This is a genomic window from Enterobacter sp. RCC_40 (genome assembly GCF_041360735.1).
Lineage (GTDB): Bacteria > Pseudomonadota > Gammaproteobacteria > Enterobacterales > Enterobacteriaceae > Enterobacter > Enterobacter ludwigii.
On the sequence record NZ_JBFUPR010000001.1, the window covers coordinates 1,106,755 to 1,128,505 of the forward strand.

The 21,751-nt window shown below is 52.9% G+C and carries 19 protein-coding genes; 8 read left to right on the forward strand and 11 right to left on the reverse strand.

Features of this window, described 5'->3' with window-relative positions; translation table 11 throughout:
* Positions 1-2 precede the first annotated feature (2 nt).
* Positions 3-1,628: an alpha-amylase family protein gene (locus AB6731_RS05215; RefSeq protein WP_020884193.1), complete on the forward strand. Its 1,626-nt coding sequence runs from the start codon at positions 3-5 to the stop codon at positions 1,626-1,628.
* Here the strand turns inward: AB6731_RS05215 and AB6731_RS05220 are convergent, their stop codons facing one another.
* From AB6731_RS05220 to AB6731_RS05235, 4 genes are read right to left on the reverse strand one after another with little or no spacing between them, the layout of a single operon-like run.
* On the reverse strand, positions 1,629-2,615 hold the full coding sequence (locus AB6731_RS05220) for an SDR family oxidoreductase (RefSeq protein WP_371005979.1): 987 nt from the start codon (positions 2,613-2,615) through the stop codon (positions 1,629-1,631).
* Between the two features lie 17 nt (positions 2,616-2,632).
* A complete protein-coding gene (locus AB6731_RS05225; protein WP_014169998.1) occupies positions 2,633-3,151 on the reverse strand; it encodes a 2-oxo-tetronate isomerase in 519 nt (172 codons plus the stop codon).
* An 11-nt stretch (positions 3,152-3,162) separates the two neighbouring features.
* Positions 3,163-3,609, reverse strand: coding sequence for a DUF421 domain-containing protein (locus tag AB6731_RS05230; RefSeq protein WP_176587241.1), 447 nt, complete (start codon positions 3,607-3,609; stop codon positions 3,163-3,165).
* A gap of 9 nt (positions 3,610-3,618) precedes the next feature.
* Positions 3,619-4,122: a hypothetical protein gene (locus AB6731_RS05235; RefSeq protein ID WP_032681048.1), complete on the reverse strand. Its 504-nt coding sequence runs from the start codon at positions 4,120-4,122 to the stop codon at positions 3,619-3,621.
* A 138-nt stretch (positions 4,123-4,260) separates the two neighbouring features.
* On the opposite strand from AB6731_RS05235, the gene AB6731_RS05240 reads away from it, so the two are divergent.
* The 4 genes from AB6731_RS05240 (at position 4,261) to AB6731_RS05255 (ending at position 9,373) form a co-directional block, all read left to right on the forward strand.
* Complete coding sequence (locus AB6731_RS05240; RefSeq protein ID WP_371005980.1) at positions 4,261-4,650, forward strand: YdeI family stress tolerance OB fold protein; 390 nt, start codon at positions 4,261-4,263, stop codon at positions 4,648-4,650.
* Between the two features lie 64 nt (positions 4,651-4,714).
* Positions 4,715-5,599 (forward strand): SDR family oxidoreductase, encoded by an 885-nt coding sequence (locus AB6731_RS05245; protein WP_014169994.1) that lies wholly within the window; start codon positions 4,715-4,717, stop codon positions 5,597-5,599.
* 186 nt (positions 5,600-5,785) lie between these two features.
* Entirely contained in the window at positions 5,786-6,709 is a 924-nt protein-coding gene (locus AB6731_RS05250; protein ID WP_014169993.1) for a LysR substrate-binding domain-containing protein, read from the forward strand.
* Positions 6,710-6,991: 282 nt separating this feature from the next.
* Positions 6,992-9,373, forward strand: coding sequence for a glucose/quinate/shikimate family membrane-bound PQQ-dependent dehydrogenase (locus AB6731_RS05255; RefSeq protein WP_371005981.1), 2,382 nt, complete (start codon positions 6,992-6,994; stop codon positions 9,371-9,373).
* A 57-nt stretch (positions 9,374-9,430) separates the two neighbouring features.
* Here the strand turns inward: AB6731_RS05255 and AB6731_RS05260 are convergent, their stop codons facing one another.
* The 4 genes from AB6731_RS05260 to AB6731_RS05275 form a co-directional block, all read right to left on the reverse strand.
* Positions 9,431-11,122 (reverse strand): methyl-accepting chemotaxis protein, encoded by a 1,692-nt coding sequence (locus AB6731_RS05260; RefSeq protein WP_138613956.1) that lies wholly within the window; start codon positions 11,120-11,122, stop codon positions 9,431-9,433.
* 161 nt (positions 11,123-11,283) lie between these two features.
* Positions 11,284-12,402, reverse strand: a complete 1,119-nt coding sequence (locus AB6731_RS05265) for an S-(hydroxymethyl)glutathione dehydrogenase/class III alcohol dehydrogenase (protein ID WP_014169990.1) — start codon at positions 12,400-12,402, stop codon at positions 11,284-11,286.
* Positions 12,403-12,435: 33 nt separating this feature from the next.
* Positions 12,436-12,711, reverse strand: coding sequence for a metal/formaldehyde-sensitive transcriptional repressor (locus tag AB6731_RS05270; protein ID WP_014169989.1), 276 nt, complete (start codon positions 12,709-12,711; stop codon positions 12,436-12,438).
* A gap of 292 nt (positions 12,712-13,003) precedes the next feature.
* Positions 13,004-13,807 (reverse strand): DUF6694 family lipoprotein, encoded by an 804-nt coding sequence (locus tag AB6731_RS05275; protein ID WP_371005982.1) that lies wholly within the window; start codon positions 13,805-13,807, stop codon positions 13,004-13,006.
* 802 nt (positions 13,808-14,609) lie between these two features.
* Here AB6731_RS05275 and AB6731_RS05280 point away from each other — a divergent pair.
* Both AB6731_RS05280 and AB6731_RS05285 read left to right on the forward strand, forming a co-directional pair.
* The gene (locus tag AB6731_RS05280) at positions 14,610-15,278 is read left to right on the forward strand and encodes an epoxyqueuosine reductase QueH (protein WP_138613952.1); all 669 of its coding nucleotides are present in this window, start codon (positions 14,610-14,612) and stop codon (positions 15,276-15,278) included.
* Between the two features lie 119 nt (positions 15,279-15,397).
* The gene (locus AB6731_RS05285) at positions 15,398-15,670 is read left to right on the forward strand and encodes a YqjD family protein (RefSeq protein WP_014169987.1); all 273 of its coding nucleotides are present in this window, start codon (positions 15,398-15,400) and stop codon (positions 15,668-15,670) included.
* A 32-nt stretch (positions 15,671-15,702) separates the two neighbouring features.
* Here AB6731_RS05285 and AB6731_RS05290 read toward each other — a convergent pair whose 3' ends face one another.
* The gene (locus AB6731_RS05290; protein ID WP_371005983.1) at positions 15,703-17,166 is read right to left on the reverse strand and encodes an EAL domain-containing protein; all 1,464 of its coding nucleotides are present in this window, start codon (positions 17,164-17,166) and stop codon (positions 15,703-15,705) included.
* A gap of 290 nt (positions 17,167-17,456) precedes the next feature.
* On the opposite strand from AB6731_RS05290, the gene AB6731_RS05295 reads away from it, so the two are divergent.
* Complete coding sequence (locus AB6731_RS05295) at positions 17,457-18,341, forward strand: MarR family transcriptional regulator (RefSeq protein ID WP_371005984.1); 885 nt, start codon at positions 17,457-17,459, stop codon at positions 18,339-18,341.
* A 35-nt stretch (positions 18,342-18,376) separates the two neighbouring features.
* Here AB6731_RS05295 and AB6731_RS05300 read toward each other — a convergent pair whose 3' ends face one another.
* Entirely contained in the window at positions 18,377-19,552 is a 1,176-nt protein-coding gene (locus AB6731_RS05300; protein WP_371005985.1) for an HlyD family type I secretion periplasmic adaptor subunit, read from the reverse strand.
* The gene (locus AB6731_RS05305) at positions 19,549-21,729 is read right to left on the reverse strand and encodes a type I secretion system permease/ATPase (protein ID WP_371005986.1); all 2,181 of its coding nucleotides are present in this window, start codon (positions 21,727-21,729) and stop codon (positions 19,549-19,551) included. The genes AB6731_RS05300 and AB6731_RS05305 overlap by 4 nt, the downstream gene beginning before the upstream one ends.
* Between the last annotated feature and the right edge of the window lie 22 nt (positions 21,730-21,751).

Genomic DNA, 21,751 nt, shown 5'->3' on the forward strand with positions numbered 1-21,751 from the left:
CTATGGCAGACTGGCATACCCGAGCCATTATTTATCAGATTGATACTGCACTCTTTTATGATTTAAACGGCGATGGCTGCGGGGACATCGCCGGGATTGGCGCAAAGCTGCGCTACATTCGCCGCATGGGGGCGACGGTTATCTGGATCACCCCTTTCTACCTCACCCCGTTTCTGGATGAAGGCTACGACGTCAGCGACCATCTGCAGGTTGATCCTCGCTTCGGAAAGCTGGCCGACATTATCGCCTTTATTGAACAGGCCCGGGAGCTGGGTATGCAGGTCATTATTGAGCTGTTGATTCAACACACCTCGGACGCCCATCCCTGGTTTCAGCAGGCTCGCCGCAACCCAACTTCACCTTTTCGTGACTACTATATCTGGTCGGATAATAACGAGGACGATACCTCTCCGATGTTTCCCGGCGTGGAAGAGAGCGTCTGGACATGGGATGACGAGGCCGGGCAATACTACCGACATATGTTCTATCACCACGAGCCCGACCTGAATCTGACCTGCCCCGCGCTGCTCAACGAGATCGAAAATATTATCCTCTTCTGGCTCAAGCTCGGGGTGTCGGGATTTCGCCTTGATGCCGCAACGCATCTGACCGCGCAGGCAGGCGGCGGTGACGAGAAAAAGGGGTTATGGATCCTGGAGCATATGCGCCGCCTTATTGAAGCACGTAATCCGGAAGCGATCCTGCTCGGTGAGGTGGACGTCGACGTGGAGGCGTATAAAGACTATTTCGGCGAAAATAACCGTCTGAATCTGGTGCTGAATTTCTGGCTCAATAAGTATTTCTACGTCAGCCTTGCCAGGAAAAGCGCCCGACCGCTGCGCAATGCCATAAAGAAGATGATTGTCCCGCCTGACTCGTGCTGCTTTGCCAACTGGCTGCGCAACCACGATGAGTTGGATCTGGAAGGGATCGGTAAAAAAGAGAAACAGATTGTGGTCGACACCTTCGCCCCTGACGAAGAGATGAACGTCTACCAGCGCGGGATACGACGCCGTCTGGCACCGATGTTAAAGGGCGATCAAAAACGGCTGGCGTTCTGCCACGCGGTGCTCTTCTCACTCCCGGGCGTGCCGGTCATGCGCTACGGCGATGAGATTGGCATGGGTGATGATCTGACGCTGGAAGAGCGCTATGCCGTGCGAACGCCAATGCAGTGGGCGGGGTCAGAAGGCGGTGGCTTTTCAGCAGCGGATCCTGAGCGGTTTATCGCCCCAATCATCGATCGCGGTCCCTGGCGTTATCAGAAAATCAACGTGGCCGATTCCCTGCTGCACCGCAATTCCCTGCTGCACCGGATCATCGACATGGCCAATACGCGCTCTGAATTTCCGGAGATTGCTGTCGCACCGTTTCGTCTTATCAATATTGATGATGACGCGGTACTGGGCATTTATTACGAGGCCGAAGCGCGCAGTATCCTGACCTTCGTTAACTTTAGCGACAAGCCGGTCCAGTTTACCGCCCGCGGGATCCGTCACGCCACCTGGACCGCCTGCCTGGCGGATAAACGCTATGACGACGCGCTGATCTGTGGCAAAACCGTCCAGCTTACCCTCAGCGGCTACGGCTATCGCTGGTTCTGGACTAACCGTAGCGCGCTGCGCTGATTACCTTTTACGCCGAATCATCAGCCGCGTCAGCACAACGCCCGCCACCGCGAGGGAGCCTAACAGGACTTTCCCGGGCACACCTGACGTGATCGCCGTGGCGCGGTTTTTCGCTTCCGGGGTAAAACGCCCATGGATTTTGTGCAGGTCGTTGACCGGCTGGTCGAGATAATCCTGGCGATCCCGGTCATTCAGATCGTCAGTCATCTGACCTTCCCAGGCCTTCTTCACCATTAGCCGGTCCAGGAAACCCGGGAAGAGGAATTGTCCGACGATCGACTGAATGGTACTGCTGCCCACCCACAGTTCGCGCACCGGTTTTTGCGCGACCTTAAAAATCGCGCTCGCGGCGACTTCAGGCTCAAACACCGGCGGAACCGGACGCATAGCCCAGGCGAATTTGTTTCTTGCCCAGTCAAACTGCGGTGTATTCAGCCCCGGCATCTGCACCATTGAAAGCTGCACCCGGCTGTTCTCATGCATCAGTTCCGTGCGCACCGCATCGGTGAATCCCCGAATCGCCGCTTTGGCGCCGCAGTAGGCCGATTGTAATGGGATCGAGCGGTAGGCCAGCGCGGACCCGACCTGAATAATCACGCCGCGATCGCGTGGCACCATCAATTCCAGCGCGGCGCGGGTTCCGTTTACGAAGCCAAGATAGGTCACGTCAGTGACGCGGCGAAATTCATCCGGCGTCAGGGTACGAAACGGTGCCAGCACAGCACCCATCGCATTGTTAACCCAAACATCAATCGCGCCGAGGCGATATTCAATCTCGTTTGCCGCGTCCACCACCGCCTGGCTGTCGGCGACATCCGCCTGTACCGCACAGGCTTTGACGCCAAAACGCGTTAACTCCTCCTGGGTCGAGTGCAGGCTTGTCTCATCGCGGGCAATAATCCCCACATCGTAGCCTGCCTTTGCGAAGTGCACCGCCGTTGCCTTTCCCACACCCGCCGTACCGCCGGTAATGACAATCACAGCCATAGAACCTCCGCGTTAATTTACTCGTTATCCCAGCCGGATAATCTGGTCACTAATTCAGACAATGAATACTGCACCGCCTTCTCAACCACATCCTGACAGTCGCCGGAAAACAGGACGGTACGGGTTTCCGTGTGTCCGCGAAGGTTCCAGGCGAAGCAAACGGTCCCTGCCGCCGTGCCATCGTCGCCCCCTTCTGGCCCGGCATAACCGCTGATGGCAATACTGACATCCGCCTGGGCAATCTCCAGGATCCGGGCGGCCATTTCGGTTACCGTCTGTTCACTTACGGCCGTATACCGTTCAAGGGTCTCAGGACGCACGCCCAGAATGCGCTCTTTTGCGCCGTCACTGAACACGACCAGGCCGACATCATAAAATTCGGCCGTGTTCTCTTCGGCACAAAGGGCGACGGAAAGTTTTCCGCCGGTGCAGGATTCTGCCGTGGTTAAGCGAAGCCCTAAGTCTGTCAATTTGCTCGCCACTTTTTTGGTCAGTTCGGCGACGGTATAATTGTTATCATGGTGAAGGTTGCTCATTTCGTGGCCTCTTACTTCTCAAAAGGAATGATTGAAATATGACCATTGCGCTCAAGAATGGCATATTTAATTTCACTCAGCTGCGTAACACCATTATTCTGGCGTGCCGATACCAGAATATCATCACAGGAAACGTCGACTTTTTTGAGTTTATCTGCTAGCGGCACACCGTTCTCAACCAATATCACCGGAGTGCCATCAAGAATATTTTCTACCGGTGAGAAATATTTTTTCAGTATCCCAAAGATAATATCCACTACCACCAGCGTGGTAATGGTAATCATTGCGCCGGTGACCGAAAAATCTTCCCCGAGCAGCGCCTGTTGCGTCGCCTCACTGATAATTAACAGGAGAATCAGATCAAAGCTGGTCATCTGCAGCAAAGCGCGCCGTCCGGCAACTTTAAATACCACGACGAGGAACAGGTAAATAGCCAGCGCACGAAAGACCATATCCATATCAGCCTCCTACGGGTAAATTAATTGCCAGAAAGGGATTTCCGGCTCGTTGTTTATGCGAACGACATTGTCCCATTTACCTGCGCGTGCAGGGGTCGTGAAAAGTAAGACAGAGAAGTTGTCGGACATTTTCAGGTTGTTATAAACAAAAAAGAGCGTATTCCCGCGACTGAACATGCTGTCCGGTTGCGGCCAAACGCTTCCTGGCTCGTAAACATCGTTGCTCTCGCTGGTCACACTCAGGGTGTATTTCCCTTCTGTTCTGACCGGGAATGAAAGGTGGATCTTCGACTCCGTCTGGCGTCGGCCAAAGCGCTCGTAGTTGATGGTCAGCGACTTTGCCGAGTTTGTTCTTTGCGTATCACTCACCACTCCACTTGAAAAGAAACCCGCTATCGCCGCAACGATAATGGCCAGCAGGACAATAAACCCCACCTGACGAAATCCATATTCAAACGTCAGCAATCGGTAATTCTCATCTATCCCAGGTAACTTATCACTTTGACGCTTCATGGCGGCTATCACCGTTTCGCTTATTAACCGATATTTTTGATTTCAAAAGCGAATGTTTTTAAGACTTATCACATTTGCCACATAAAGGAATAGCAACAATACTTAATAAGTCAAGACACACAAAATGAAGGATATCAGATGAAATTATCGCTTACTTCCGCTTTTTTGATATTTCTGGTACCGACCGCATGGGCAGATAATAACGGCGGGTTACAAAAAGGTGAAGCACCGCCACCGCCGCACGCACTGGATAGCGGTTATCGTGGAACCGATGATGCACGAATTATGACCATCGATCATGCAAAAGAAATGCATGATGGTGCGACTATTTCATTACGCGGAAACCTTATTGACGGTAGCGGCGATAAGTTTGTATTCCAGGATAAAACCGGAAAAATAGACGTTATTATTCCCCAGGCAGTATTCGACGGCAGAACAGTAAAACCCGATCAGATGATCAGTATCAACGGATCGCTTGATAAGAAATCATCGCCGCCTGTCGTGCGCGTCGATCATTTGCAGAAATAATTCAGCGAAGCGTTAACGCTGCAACTATCCATCAAATCTCACCCCTTGGCTTAAGGAGTCAGCTATGAGTGATACTACACAACGTCAGAACGCTTACCCGCAACCCCCTTTCCCGGAGCAACCGCAAACGCCGCCGGGACTGGCATCAGAAATGCAACCCGTACCCGACCACGGGGAAACGAGCTATAAAGGGCATGGCCGCCTTGCCGGCAAGAAAGCATTGATCACCGGAGGTGACTCCGGTATTGGTCGCGCAGTCGCGATCGCTTACGCCCGTGAAGGGGCTGACGTCGCAATCAACTATCTGCCTGAAGAAGAGAAAGACGCGGTTGACGTCATTGAGCTTATCAAAGCGGAAGGACGCATTGCCGTCGCGCTGCCGGGTGACATCCGTGATGAGACGTTCTGCCAGAATCTGGTAGAAGAGGCGGTGGCCAAACTGGGGGGACTGGACATTCTGGTGAATAACGCCGGTCGTCAGCAATACCGGGAATCCCTTGAAGAGCTCACCACGGAAGATTTTGACGCGACCTTTAAAACCAATGTCTATGCGCCTTTCTGGATAACCAAAGCGGCGCTGCGCCATCTGAAACCGTCGGCCTCTATCATTAATACTTCCTCGGTCCAGGCGGTTAAGCCCAGCCCTGTGCTGCTGGATTATGCCCAGACAAAAGCCTGTCTGGCGGTATTCACCAAATCCTTAGCGAAACAGCTTGGGCCAAAAGGAATACGCGTCAACGCGGTTGCCCCGGGTCCTTACTGGACGGTGCTGCAGTCCAGCGGCGGCCAGCCGATGGAAAAAGTGAAAGAGTTTGGCGGTGATACCCCGCTGGGGCGTCCGGGTCAACCTGTTGAGATCGCACCGCTCTATGTCACGCTGGCCTCGGATGAATGTTCATTTACCTCCGGTCAGGTATGGTGCTCTGACGGCGGTGATGGCGTGATTTAACCCGGCTATACACTGACGTAACGCTCTCAATGTGCACGAAAAGAACAAGGACGTTCTTCCTCTCCCCCCTGCCAAAAAACATGTTGTAACTCAAACAGATCAAATGTTAAAAATATTTTGCTATCAAGTTATCAAAATTAAACAACTTAGCTTGTCACCCGCATCGCTCTGTTTTTAACATCGCCTATGGAAAAAAATGGTCTGTTCAGTCAGCGCATACGCTTGCGCCATTTGCATACATTTGTGGCCGTCGCTCAACAGGGAACGCTGGGGCGAGCGGCTGAAACTCTCAACCTAAGCCAGCCTGCGCTCTCCAAAACGCTGAACGAGCTGGAACAACTCACCGGAACCCGTCTCTTCGACCGCGGTCGGCTGGGGGCACAACTCACCCTCGTGGGTGAACAATTTCTTACGCACGCCGTCAAGGTTCTCGATGCGCTGAATACTGCCGGACAGTCGCTCAACCGCAAAGAGGAGCACGCCACGGAGATTGTGCGCGTGGGTGCCCTGCCAACGGCGGCACTCGGCATTCTGCCTCCGGTCATTGGGCAGTTCCACAAACATCAGCGGCATACCACTATTCAGGTTGCCACCATGAATAACACCATGCTGCTCGCCGGGCTAAAATCCGGCGAACTGGATCTCGGTATCGGGCGCATGTCCGACCCCGAGCTTATGGGCGGGCTTAACTACGAGCTGCTGTTCCTGGAATCCCTGAAGCTGGTCGTGCGTCCAGGTCACCCCCTGCTGCAGGATACGGTGACGTTAAGCCGCGTGATGGAGTGGCCGGTGGTAGTATCCCCAAAAGGCACCGTTCCGCGTCAGAACGCTGAGACACTGCTGCAGATGCAGGGCTGCTCACTGCCTTCAGGTTGCATCGAAACGCTGTCAGCCTCGCTTTCGCGCCAGCTTACGGTGGATTATGACTACGTCTGGTTCGTTCCCTCCGGCGCGGTGAAAGATGATCTCCGCCAGGGCACGCTTACCGCACTGCCGGTGACGTCGCCAGGTGCGGGCGAACCTATCGGTATATTAACCCGCGTGGATACCCCGCTCTCCCCGGGTGCGCAGACGCTGCTCAGCGCCATCCGCAAATCCATGCCTGCCTGAGACGCCTTTACAACCTCAACCACTAACCCGTCCTGTCGACGGGTTTTTTGTTTCTGTGGTCAAAAAATGCGAAATCATCCATTAACAATTGCGTAAAACAATTTAACAGTTTTATCATAGCCTCGAATTCACCAAATGGTTCGCATGCTATTTGTTAAACAGGAATTCAACCGCACATGATGCGGATAAACCGTATAAAACCTCATCCCCCTCTGCGATTATTACCCAATTGGTACATATTCGGCACCGTTCCGCAACGCGGGGGATTTAAAGGAGACAGAAATGGCATTTGGCAGCGCGCCACGTGGGATACCCCGTATCCTGCAGTGGCTCCTTGCCGGACTGATGACGCTCATCGGTCTGGCTGTTGGCGGCTTAGGTTTAAAGCTTGTTACCGTAGGCGGAAGTGGGTACTTCCTGATCATGGGCGTGGCGATGGTGATTGCCGCCGTCCTGATTTTCATCAACCGCGCCAGCGGGATCGTCCTCTATGGCATCGCGTTTATCGCCTCGCTGTTCTGGGCCGTCAGCGATGCCGGATGGGATTTCTGGCCGCTCTTCTCGCGCCTCTTTACGTTTGCCGTGCTGGCCTTCCTCTGTGCCATCGTCTGGCCGTTTATGCGCGCAGCAAACCACAACGCCCCGAACAAAGCACCGGCATTTGGCGTCGCGGCCGTTCTGGCGGTCGTGATGCTGGTGAGCCTCGGCTGGATGTTCAAGCCGCAAATGCTGGTGGCGGCGAATGAGCCGGTACCGGTAAAACCGGTCGCACCGGGTCAGGAGCAGAAAAACTGGGCGCACTGGGGCAATACCACCCACGGTGACCGCTTCGCCGCCCTCGATCAAATTAACAAACAAAACGTGAACGATCTGAAGGTGGCCTGGGTTGCCCACACGGGGGATATTCCTCAGAGCAACGGCTCCGGTGCGGAAGATCAGAACACCCCATTGCAAATTGGCGACACGCTGTATGTCTGTACGCCGTACAGTAAAGTCCTGGCGCTGGACGTCGACTCCGGTAAAGAAAAATGGCGTTACGACGCGAAAGCCTCGGCACCGAACTGGCAGCGTTGCCGCGGTCTGGGTTATTTTGAAGACCACAGCAGCGTGACAACGTCACAGGGAGATACACAACCTGCGGCCTGCCCTCGTCGTCTGTTCCTGCCGACCACCGATGCGCGACTGATTGCCATCAATGCGGATAACGGCAAAGTCTGTGAAGACTTTGGCGATCGTGGCACCGTTGACCTGAGCATCGGGATGGGGGAAATCAAGCCGGGCTACTATCAGCAGACCTCCACGCCGCTGGTCGCGGGGAATGTGGTGGTGGTCGGCGGTCGTATCGCGGATAACTTCTCCACTGGCGAACCGCCGGGCGTCGTGCGTGCATATGACGTTCATACCGGTAAGCTGGCATGGGCATGGGATCCGGGTAATCCGCAACTGACCGGCCTTCCACCGGAAGGACAGACCTATACACGCGGCACGCCGAACGTCTGGTCTGCCATGTCTTACGATGCAAAACTGAACCTGATCTATCTGCCAACCGGCAACGCCACGCCAGATTTCTGGGCGGGTGAGCGTACGGCGCTGGATGACAAGTACAGCTCCTCCATCGTGGCGGTGGACGCCGCCACCGGTCAGGTGCGCTGGCATTTCCAGACCACCCACCACGACCTGTGGGACTTTGATCTCCCTTCCCAGCCGCTGCTGTACGATTTACCCGACGGTAAAGGTGGCACCACGCCGGTGCTGGTGCAGACCAGCAAGCAGGGCATGATCTTTATGCTCAACCGCGAAACCGGCAAGCCCGTGGCGAAAGTGGAAGAGCGCCCGGCACCGGCCGGTAACGTTGAAGGTGAACGTTACTCCCCGACCCAACCGTACTCTGTTGGCATGCCGATGATTGGCAACCAGACGCTGACCGAATCGGATATGTGGGGGGCGACACCAGTCGACCTGCTGCTGTGCCGCATTCAGTTTAAAGAGATGCGTCACCAGGGCGTCTTCACCCCACCGGGTCTCGACCGTTCCCTGCAGTTCCCGGGCTCCCTTGGCGGGATGAACTGGGGCAGCGTCTCAATCGACCCGAACAACAGCCTGATGTTCGTTAACGATATGCGCCTGGGCCTGGCAAACTACATGGTACCGCGTGCCAACGTGGCGAAAAACGCCAGCGGCATCGAAATGGGTATTGTGCCTATGGACGGTACACCGTTCGGGGCTATGCGTGAACGCTTCCTGTCGCCGTTGGGCATTCCGTGTCAGAAGCCACCGTTTGGCACCATGTCAGCCGTTGACCTGAAATCAGGCAAGCTGGTGTGGCAGGTTCCGGTCGGTACGGTGGAAGATACTGGCCCGCTTGGCATTCGCATGCATATGCCGATCCCAATCGGTATGCCGACCCTGGGCGCGTCACTCGCTACCCAGTCCGGTTTGCTGTTCTTTGCCGGCACCCAGGATTTCTACCTGCGCGCGTTTGATACCGCCACCGGGAAAGAGATCTGGAAAGACCGTCTGCCGGTCGGTAGCCAGTCCGGACCGATGACTTATGTTTCACCGAAAACCGGTAAACAGTACATCATCATCAACGCGGGGGGTGCTCGTCAGTCGCCGGATCGCGGTGATTACGTGATTGCCTACGCGCTGCCGGATAAGCAGTAACGCAATAAAAAAGGGACCTGACGGTCCCTTTTTTTTCACCCGTTTACCCCGGACGACTCAGAACGTTTCCCAGTTATCACCCGACACCGCAGGCGCAGGACGTAAAGGTGCGTTTTTCACCGCTGGCGCAGACGAGACTGAACGGCCAGGCTTTGCGCCACTCAGACGAAATGCCCCGACAGCCTCGGTCAGACGCGCGCCCTGTTCTTCCAGGGAGGCCGCCGCCGCAGAGGCTTCTTCCACCAGCGAGGCGTTCTGCTGCGTCACTTTGTCCATCTCCGAAATCGCCTGGCTGACCTGCTCGATACCGCGGCTCTGTTCGTCGGAGGCGGCGGCAATTTCCAGCATAATATCGGTGACGCGTTTCACCGCATCGACGATGTCGTTCATGGTGTTGCCCGCGGCGACCACTTCACCGGAACCCTGATCGATCAGGGAAACCGACTCGTTGATCAGGCTTTCAATCTCTTTCGCGGCATTTGCACTTCGGCTCGCCAGGGTGCGCACTTCGCTCGCCACCACCGCAAAGCCGCGTCCTTGTTCACCCGCACGCGCTGCTTCTACTGCCGCATTGAGCGCCAGGATATTGGTCTGGAACGCAATGCTGTTAATCACCGCAGTAATCTCAGAGATCTTCTTCGAACTGGTGGAGATATTGCTCATCGTTTTCACCACGCCGGAGACCATCTGGCCGCCACGGCTGGCTTTACCGGAGGCATCTTCCGCCAGCTTGCTGGCATGGTGCGCGTTATCGGCATTCTGTTTCACCGTCGCGGTCAGCTGTTCCATACTTGCGGCAGTCTGCTCAATGGCGGCCGCCTGCTGTTCGGTACGGGATGAGAGATCGGTGTTGCCAGCCGAGATTTCACTGGTTCCGCGATAGATCTCTTCCGCCCCCTGGCGTACGGTGCCAACCGTGGTCTCCAGCGAGTGCTGCATGGTTTGCAGGTCGCGCGTCAGCCGGCCAATTTCGCTGCGCCCGGCGACATCATCCGGCATCGTCAGGTCGCCTTTTGCAATGTTCTCGATTCGCGTAGCAGCACGCTGAAGCGGATTGATGACCGTGCGGCGCAGCACGATAAAGGTCAGCGCGGTCAACACCAGCGCCAGGGCAAACGCCCCGACCATAAACATCAGGCCCAGCTGCGTGCGGCTGTGCGCCTGCGCCGTCAGGGCATTGGCCCGGTCGGTACGGATCTTAATCGCCTTCAGCAGGACGGCGTTATAGGCGTCATCCAGCGGGCGGGCGGATTCGTTTTCATGGTTAATGATCGCTTCAAACATGCCGTTTTTGGCAAATTTAACCATCGGCTGAAGGCCCGCGATATAGGCGTCAAAGCGTGTTTTCAGTTCGGCATCCAGCGCTTCATCCTCCGCCGTAGGAACGGGGCGGTTCATGTACGCGTTAAAGCCATCCTGAGACTGCTTAATACGTTTTTCCGCCTCGCTGATGTTCTGCTTCATTGCATCCATCTCGGCGATACGGCTGGCCGCGCCAGCGTGGATCATATTGATACGCGCGGTGCGAAGATGGTTAGAACTGTTCGACAGCCCCATACGCACCTGAATTTCTGATGTGACATCCTGCTGATCGGCGTCTGCCTGCAGCAGGAAATAGCCCGCCAGACCTGAGCTCAAGGCGAACAGCAAAATAATGCCACCGAGAATGGAGGAAAACAGCGGAACCAGCCTGATATGATGCAAAAAGCTCAGCGTGCGCTGCGCCTGCATCGTTGTTGTGTTGTCCATGACCGTCGACTCTCTTGTAGGTAAGATGCGTAAAAACACGCCTGTAAAATAGTCATCGGCACGGCTGTAGATTAGCTTACGGCTAAAAGCGCAAGGCAGGTCACACTTTAGAGAAGATTATGCAGGAAACGCCAGCGGCAAAAAAACCGCTGGCAGAAGAGTTACTTGTCGCCGAAGTGAATCACGGTACGGATGGACTTACCTTCGTGCATCAAATCGAACGCGTCGTTGATTTGCTCCAGCGGCAGGCGATGGGTAATGAACGGGTCGAGCTGAATTTTCCCGACCATTGCATCTTCCACCATGCCCGGAAGCTGGGTGCGCCCTTTCACGCCGCCAAACGCTGAACCACGCCACACACGGCCGGTCACCAGCTGGAATGGACGGGTTTTGATCTCCTGGCCCGCACCGGCAACGCCAATGATGATGCTCTCACCCCAGCCTTTGTGGCAGCATTCAAGCGCGGAACGCATCACGTTAACGTTACCGATACATTCGAAGCTGAAGTCAACGCCGCCATCGGTCATCTCAACGATCACATCCTGAACCGGCTTATCGTAGTCTTTCGGGTTCACGAAATCAGTGGCACCCATTTCGCCTGCCAGGGTGAATTTCTCCGGGTTAGTATCGACAGCGATAATACGACCCGCTTTTGCCTGCACCGCCCCCTGGATAACCGCCAGACCGATACCGCCGAGACCGAACACCGCAACGGTGTCGCCCTCTTTCACTTTTGCGGTGTTATGCACCGCGCCAATCCCGGTGGTTACGCCGCAGCCCAGCAGGCAAACCTTATCCAGCGGCGCCTGTGGGTTCACTTTCGCCAGCGAAATTTCCGCGCACACGGTGTATTCGCTGAAGGTACTGGTGCCCATGTAGTGATAGATCGGCTCGCCGTTATAGGAGAAGCGAGTGGTACCGTCTGGCATCAGACCTTTACCCTGAGTAGCGCGAACCGCCTGGCAGAGGTTAGTTTTGCCGGATTTACAGAACTTACACTCACCACATTCTGCCGTGTACAGCGGGATCACATGGTCACCCGGTTTCAGGCTGGTCACACCCTCGCCGACTTCCACCACAATCCCGCCGCCTTCGTGGCCGAGTACCGCCGGGAACACGCCTTCAGGATCGTCACCCGAAAGGGTAAACGCATCGGTATGGCACACGCCGGTATGGGTAATTTTGATCAGGACTTCGCCTTTCTTCGGCGGAGCCACGTCGATTTCAACGATTTTGAGCGGCTGGCCGGGGCCAAATGCGACAGCAGCGCGAGATTTCATAATGTCTCTTCCCTTATTGTGAGGTCTGTGGGTTTATTTTAGATAAGAGCGCAGCAAATGGCCGACTTCTGCCATGCGAACGGCCCGCTGGTCCGGCGTTGTTTCCCCGGTCACCAGCTCATCTTTGAGGTGAATTTCAACCATTTCGCCCATCAGCCCATTCGCAGCACCGCGCACGGCGGCAATTTGCTGCAGGATGGCCAGACAGGGGTCGCCCGATTCCAGTGCACGCTCAAGAGCATCAACCTGCCCTCGAATGCGGCGGACGCGCGTCAGAATACGTTTTTTATCTGCGGGTGAATGCGGCATACGCCCTCCTGATACTATAGGGGGGTATTGTATATTTTAAAACAGCTTTATGTAAACATTAGGTTTGACGTGGTTATCGTGTAGTTAGCTGAGAGGCTCATCCGCCAGAATTGCTGCTCAGGGTTAATTCATTTCCTGCGATTTGCTCATAACCATGACCAAAGAATGCAGAACGAATCGTGTGGCTAAACCTTTCTGCCCGTATCTGGGTTCACCAGGTGAATATATCTGTCGCCACGTTTCCTCCGGACGTAAAAAAACCCGCCTAAGCGGGTCATTTTTTAGCTAAAAATCACGGGTATTTTTTCTTCAGTTCATCAAGCTTGTTACCGTCTTCCTCTGTAAACATTGTTGCATCAAACAACGCCTGCTTATCAGTACCGTCTACTCTCATGACCGTCACAGTGAAAACAGCGTCGCTTGGGGCATAAAGTTGACCCCATTCAGAATTTTTAGGCGGAGCCAGAGCCCATGTAGCTTCTTCATTCGGTTTAAGCCCGTCAGGAATATCGTAAAAGAACTTACTTTCCAACCAGGGCTCTGAGTGTCCGCTGCTTGCTATCACTCCATGCAGGTAGGCTCTGGAAATAACGTTTTCACTCTTGTTTTTTACAACCAGTCTAATTACGGGTTGTGGCTCACCGTCTGCCTCAGGCTCCCTGGTAAATCTGGCTGATAAAACCTGGATTTTCTTCAGCTCCTCTTTAGCCATATCTGAGTCAGCTTTTTTCTTTTCTAGCGTTTTAATTTCCTGAATTGCCTGTTCTTTCTGCTTAAGCTCTCTCTCAGCTGTTACTTTCTGAGCATAAGAAATGACTTCCTCAGCAGTCTTTCCCGACAGGGGTTCGCGCATCTTTTTGCTGAGGTCTTCTTTGTCATTGTCTGATGAGGCATGCATGAGATCAGCCATGTTGATGTTACTGAATGCCACAACTTGCAGAGCGCTATCAAACTCCTCCCGCTTATTCTCCGGAAGTGACTCTCTGACTTTAGCTATAGACGATTTCATTGCATCATCAGTTGATGAGTCAATTTTAGGTTTATCGCAACCGGCAAGTAAGCAGGAAAGTAATATCACGCCAACAATTTTTTTCATGTCCCTATTCCATCAGTAAAAATTAGGAACAATCTTATCAGGAATTGGTGCATTGATAAAATAAGCCTATAGAACATTAACTTGATTCAGTTGCATTCCACACGTCTGGTGATAATCAACGCCAGGCGCAGGGTCGTTTTCACCATGCCTTCTGCGTTTTGGCTGCGGCCATCACATCCCGCTCATTCATCACAATAAAAAAGGCCACCGAATGGCAGCCCTGGTCGTTAGGTATTTATCAATATCGTTTCGTGGTACCGACTGGCGTCCTTTCAGACCAATCAGGTCTCTCACCAGCCATGATCGCACGCTGTTGGGATGGTGTCACAGACTGGGTTATCTCTGGCATAGCCTTGTATTCAGGTTTTTGAGGTGGGCTGAGAACCAGATCGGAACTACAACCTGTCAGCAAAAAAATCGCAAGAAGAGAGGAATTAAACTTGTGCACTCTATACCCTTCCAATGGGATAAAAAATTAAAGAAAGAATCGTGGTGTCGGGTGCATCCCAGTGACTCTTCCCAGATAAGCAAAGACGCGAGCATACCTGCGGACGGCAGTAGTCTGGAACGCCCTCTCGTCAGAGAGGATTCACCACAGAAATAAATTATGTCGAATTTATTCCTTCGGTCAATGCATGATTGCTGCGAGTCGTCGCAGGATCAGGGGAATACGAGGTGACGTGATCGGAGCCATAGAAAAGAAACGTGGATGTTTACGTTCGCCGTGGTTTGCCCTGAACGTTCACTTTCTTCGATTACGGGACTACAATTCAATAAATTTCATTCACATAGAGTTGATACGATGAGTACAACCCCCTTTATCCGCCCTCAACTTGCCCTGCCAGACGGTGCCGACAAACTGCTGCTGCACTCCTGCTGCGCACCCTGCTCGGGAGAAGTGATGGAGGCCATCCAGGCCTCGGGAATTGATTACACCATATTTTTCTATAACCCCAATATTCATCCACAAAAGGAATACCTCATCCGTAAGGAGGAGAATATTCGCTTTGCGGAAAAACACGGCGTGCCGTTTGTCGATGCCGATTACGACACCGATAACTGGTTTGAACGCGCTAAGGGCATGGAATGGGAACCCGAGCGCGGCATCCGCTGCACCATGTGCTTCGATATGCGTTTCGAACGCACGGCGTTGTATGCGGCAGAAAATGGTTTTCGCGTCATCAGTAGTTCATTAGGGATCTCCCGCTGGAAGAATATGCAGCAGATAAATGACTGCGGCCAGCGTGCGGCAGCGCGCTATCCGGAGATGGTCTACTGGGACTACAACTGGCGCAAACAGGGCGGTTCCTCACGCATGATTGAGATAAGCAAGCGAGAACAGTTTTACCAGCAGGAATATTGCGGGTGCGTGTATTCGCTCAGGGACAGTAACCTGCACCGCAAGTCTCAGGGCCGCCCGCTTATCCGGATTGGGAAACTGTATTACGGTCAGGATGAGAATGAGAAATAAAGGGTTTATGGCATAGAGATATATCCGAAAACAGGAGGATTTTGTGCCAAATTCCGCCCTGCGTCCCTTAAAACGCAAAAGAGAGGCTATCCTTATACTATCAACACAAGGAGGCAAAAATGACTGATTTCAATACTGATAAAAATACACAGTTTGCAGAAGACAAAGCGAAAAATAAACTCGATGAACTGGCAGGCTCAGCCCAGCAGCAGTTTGGCGATTTCGTTGACTCCCCTAAGCATCAGGTTAAAGGTGCTGCCAAGAAATATGCCGCACAGGCCAGCGACGCCGTTTCCGATGTCACTGAAGCGGTGAGAAACAATCCCCTGACGGGTTTAATTGCTGCGGGGGCGGTAGGTATTGTTCTCGGCCTGTTACTGGGTCGAAAATAAATAAAGGCCCTTCGGGGCTTTATTTTTGCGCTTTAGCTAAACAATCTGACCATGCGATCTAATTCGTCTTCTTTCACCGCCCGCGACAGATAATAGCCCTGAAAGCTTTTAACCCCAAGGGCGACTAACTTCTCAAACTTCTCTTCGCTATCCACCCCTTCAGCAATACAATCCGTGCCGGTCATATCGCTGTATATCTGTATCGCTTTAATAAGATTATAATCATTATCATTCGCCACAAAATGCTCGACGATATCCCGGTCAAGCTTTAATCCATCAAAATGCACCTGCCTTACCGGGAACATGGTTTGATGGTTGGAAAAGCAGTCATCGAGAAACAGCCGGCACCCGGTATTGCGTAAACGCCGCATGGTTTCTGGGATCGTCCTATCCTTGGTCACATCAATATCTTCGGCAAATTCAAAGACCAGTTTGTCGGCCCACTGCGGATTGAGCAGCATCGCCACAGCCTTTTTGGCCATGTCGGGAAGTGCATTACCCGAGGCAAGTCGCGGGGGGATATTGACGGAAAAATAATATTTACCGTTATATTTATTAATACCTGACACCGCAGCATGAATCACTAGCGCAGTAATTTTTAGCCATATTTCCTGGCTTGAAATATCAGTAAGAAAATTAACTGGCTTGATAATTTTACCATTATTATTCCAGCGAATGAGTATCTCAAACCCCACCCCTTTTTTATAACGGTCGGTTATGATCTGATATGCAGGGAATATTTCTCTTTTTAGCAATGCATTATAAACCGACGTCTCTTTGGCAGAGAGACTTTCTTTTTGCGTTAACCGTTCCGTGCTTCCTTCCATTCTTAAGGCATGCGGATCTTTCAGCCAGCGTCGGATCTGGTGTAATTTTTTCACCCCTTCCTTACGATGAGTATAAACCGTTTTATTAGACAGCCCCATTTTTTCACACTGCTCTTTCACTGACATTCCGCGATAAAAATTTAATAAAACGCTTACCTCTCTTTCGGTTAAACCTTTTACGTTTTCCTGATAAGACAACCCCCAATATTGGTCACGCAATGAACGTGAGTTATCCTTAAATACGTCATTATGCATACGAAAACAGGTCATAACATCAGACACGCTGGCTATACGAATCAATGAAAGCTGGAAAGTATTATTTAAAAGATTCCCCAGAGTTCGATACAGCCAGCCATCCGGCATTTCCCCGTACAGGGTTACCTTTCGAATAACAGGAAGTTTATTTAGCACGCAAGCGAGTCGCTTCAGGCTCTCCAGCAGAGAGACCACACCTTTTCCGAGAAACACCGAGATTTGAGCGTTTTGACTGCTAAGGATATTTTCCAGATCCTGCCGGGAAGGTTCATCCCCCTCAAAACGAACGTGCGAAGCGTCTATACCGTACTGTTTGAGTAACAGACTGTACCCCTGAAATGTGAAATGGCAGGTTGAGATGACAAATTTTTGCTCATAAAAAGCAGCATTTCTGAAAGAAATATTTTGGGTCATAACCTGCTCCTGGGCACAAAAACACATATCCCATTTGTGAATGTAACAAAATATAAAAAACCCTGTTGTTGATAATAATTTTACAGTACACCATCAGGTTAAGAAACCGTTATCAACGTGACTAACGAGAACATCTTTGTGTTAATCACCGCCTGTATCCATATGCAGTATAAATATAAAATTCGCATCAAATAATAACGGTAAATATGTCAATCTCAAGGTATAATGAAAAATCCGAAAGAAGACTGGATACTTCATCTATCGGCTCATTCATATAAGAGACAAACGCTATGGATAATCATATCTCATCCAGGGCCTTGCTACATCGAAGGGATGTCATTAAAAACAATCCGCGATTCAGTGAGGCAATAACAGAGCACTACACCATTAATGACGCCATCTACAAAAAACAACCTTTGTTCTACAAAACGATGCTTCAGGAATCACGGTTCAACATTATTCTTTCCATGTGTTGTTTTATCTTTGGAAATCAGGCTGAGTCAGTATCAGAAATTAAAGAATTATGTTCCCGTTATAAAATAGCCAGCCCCAACAGTGTGATTGCGATCATCACCTTGCTCAGAACCACCGGCCGCATCAAGACCTGGCGCTGCAGTGAAGACAGACGCAAAACGAGAATCGCACCGACTGAAAAGGGACTTAATGAACTTAAACGCTACATGTCCGGCGCATTTTTGCCGGTAAGTATTCTTTTCCCAAAGTTTAATATCAACGTTAATCTGCTGGATAACGACATCCTGCGAAATAACTTTTTCCGTCGCGCAGCGGAATACCTTTTCAGGGGATTAACGTTCAGAAAGGTTTTGCCTGAAGTGGGATTGTTTATTGATAAAGACGGAGGGCGAATGATAATGTTATATCTTTACCTGCAGGCCATAAAAAATAAAACCGCACATGGTGCAGTAATAACTTATTCAGCCAACTTACTGGCTAAAGAATTTTTTGTTTCACGGATCCACGTCAACCGTATTATCAAATCGGCGCAAGAGGCGGGTTATCTTAAAGATCAGGGTGATGGCCAGATGTCGATTTACCCGGCGTTTATAGAACTGGTCGAAAACTATGCCGGATTATACTTCGCCTATGTGACTCACTATATCAACGTTGTTCCTAAAGAACGACGCCACGTTGTTAACGTAACGTCGACGGTATAATGTTTCTGGCGTTCGGTTTCCCGAACGCCCTTTGTTTACCGTTCCCGCAGTGCCTCTTTCGCCTTATTAAGCGGTTTCAACAGATAATCCAGAATCGTTTTACTGCCTGTTTTAATATCAACGGTCGCAATCATCCCCGGAAACACCGGGAAGGCTTTGCCTTGTTTATTGGTCAGATGATTACTATCAGTGCGGATATAGACCCGATAGTAATACACATCCCTTTTCACCTCATCCTGAAGCGTATCCGGCGAAATCATGGTCACCTCGCCCTCCAGCCCACCGTAAATGGAATAGTCATAGGCGGTCACTTTCACCAGCGCTTTTTGTCCCGGATGAATAAAGGCGACATCGCGCGGCGAGATTTTCGCTTCAATCACCATCTGGTCATCAAGCGGAACCAGGCTCATCAGCTTGCCGTTTGGCGGAATCACCCCTCCCACGGTTGTCACGTCGATATCCTTAACGATCCCGCGCACCGGCGCATTGAAGGTCAGTCTGGTCAACGAATCTTCACGCCCTTTCATCACCGAACGTTGCGCTTCAATCTCCGCGTTCGCTTTCGCCAGCTCTTCACGGGCGCGAACGTAATACTGGTTTTTCATCTCGGTGATTTTGTTCTCAAGCTCATTTTTTTGACGCTCAAGACGTAACACCTCCACCTTACTGGCTGCCCCCTGCGTCACCAGCGGACGGGTCAGCGACAGCTCACGCTGCACCAGTTCGGCCCCCTGCCGTATCCCCGCCAGCCCTTTTTCAAGACTTTCGCGACGAGACTGATACAGCGCCGTTTCCTGTTTGACCAGCTCAACGTCATCATCCAGCTCTGCCGGAAAAGCCAGTGCCGTGTCGTTCACTTCGGCCTTCAGACGCGAGGCGGTTGCCAGCGCGGCATTCAGGCGCGATTCACTTTCCAGCACGCTTGATTCGGTTTTCGTCCGGTCAAGCTGTGCCAGCTGCTGACCACGCTCAACGATGTCGCCTTCACGCACCAGCAAACTGTGAATAATGCCCCCCTCAAGGGACTGGATCACCTGCTCGTGCGAAGAGGGGATCACCTTGCCGCTACCGGTGGTGACCTCATCAAGGCTGAACAGGCTTGCCCAGGTGATAAATACCGCCAGCAGGGCGAACAGCGACCAGGCGACCCAGGTTGACCGCGGCAAGCGTGGCTCCTTCAGGCGGCTGTTGACGCGAGAGAAATCAGTCATGCTACGCCCTCCTCTGCTACTGGTGTCGGTTTCATGGTCACGGTACGCTGTGAGGCTTTTTGCGGCGCCATACCGTGCTGGCGAAGAATGGCGTCGCGCGGGCCATCCATGATCACCTTGCCGTTTTCCAGCACGATGATACGGTCAACCAGTTCCAGAATAGGCAGACGATGGGTCGCGACCACCAGCGTCCGGCGCTTGCCCAACCACGGTTTAAGGTGCTGGATAAACTGCTTCTCACTCATCTCGTCAAGCCAGGCGGTAGGTTCATCCAGCAACAAAATGTTCGGAGAGGTGATCAGGGCGCGAGCCAGTAATAACGCCTGACGCTGCCCGCCGGACAGGCCCGCACCGCCTTCGTTGATAATGTAGTTGAGCCCCATTTTCTGTTTGCGGACAAACTCCAGCGCACCACTGTTCACCAGCGCCTGATGGATTTCATCGTCGGTGGCCAGCGGGTTGCCCATCAGAATGTTGTCCCGCACGGAGCCAAAGAACAGCCGCGCCTGCTGGCTCAGCAGCTGCATGTCGCGGCGCACGTCAGCCGGGTCCAGGTGGTTCAACGCGATATTATCCAGCAGAATGCTGCCCTGCTGAGGCTCCTGCATCCCTGCCAGCAGTTGCAGCAGCGTGCTTTTGCCGGAGCCATTGCGTCCGAGCACCGCCACCCGCTCCCCGGCGCGAATCTGCAGTTTGCTGATGTTCAGAACGGTGAGTTTTTCTTCATCGTCGTACCAGAACCCCACCTCTTCCAGCGCATAATCCCCCCGCAGATGGGCTTTATGCACCTTCTTGCCCTGCTGAGGATCGTCAATCGGGCGCTGCATCAGATCGTCGAGTCCTTTACGCGCCACTTTCGCCGACTGCCAGCGGGAGAGCACGCCTGAAATTTGCGACAGCGGCGCGATGGTCCGCGACGCGAGAATAGAGGTCCCCACCAGCGCACCGGTGGTCATGTCCCCGCTGATAACCAGGTAACACCCCACCAGCAGCACCACGGCATACACAATCGACTGCACCTCCTGCGTCCAGGTCAGCAACAGCCCGGTCAGCCAGCGCTGCTTCATGCCGACGTTAGCGGCAACATCATTGGTGTTATTCCACTGATTCTGGAAGCGCTGTTCAGCGCGCATCAGCTTGATGTCTTCAATGCCCTGAACCGCTTCCACCAGCATGGCGTTACGAATGGCAGACTCGCGCATCCCTTCGCTGGACAGTTTGCCCAGCGGGCGCTGGACCAGCAGGCCCGGGATAAGCAGCAGCGGCACGGCAAGCAGGACAACCAGTACCAGCGGTCCGCCAATCATCCACAAAATGAACACAAACAGCAGGAAGAATGGCAGATCGGAGATGGCCGCAATGGTGGTGGACGTGATCAGTTCACGAACCGACTCCAGCTCGCGGATCTGGGCAATAAACGACCCGGTTGACTTAGAGCGGGCTCCGTTTTTAATCCGCAGCGCGTGTGCAAAAACGCGTTCAGAAATACGCAGGTCGGCGCGTTTACCCACCACATCCGAAATGTGCACGCGCAGCATGCGCATGATGAATTCGAAAACAATGGCGATCATCACGCCGCCAAACAGGACCCACAGCGTGGCTTCCGATTGCGAGGGCACCACCCTGTCATACACCTGCATGGAAAAGACCATGCCGGAAAGGGCCAGGACGTTAGCGACCAGCGCCACCAGCATAATATCGCTGTAGCGTCGCCAGTCCTTCAGGGCCAGCTGCCAGAACCAGTTTTTCTCATACGGTTTGATGTAATCATCCACCCGGGCATCCGGCGTGGACTCGAGCGGGCGCAGCACCAGCAGTCCTGTCAACCGTGAGCACAGCGCATCACGCGTCAGCGTCGTCTCCAGGCCGCCGTCACCGCTGAACTGCAGGCTCACGTTGCCCTCGCTGTCCATGCGGTTAATGACCGCGATTTGTCCGCCAGTAAATTCCGCAAGCAGAGGTAAACGCCACGGGTCGAGGGAGACCGCGTCGGCCGCCACCATACGCATCCCTAACCCAAGCTGGCGTGCCATCTCTTCCAGCACCAGCTGGCGTGGAGACTGGCTTTCATGGTTAATCGTGACCCGAACATGCTCTGCCGAGAAGTCCAGCCGATAGTGCTTCGCGATGATGAGCATGCCCTGCAACCAGGGTTCGTACTGTGGATGTGTCTTCATAATGTTGTGAAATCTTTTATCG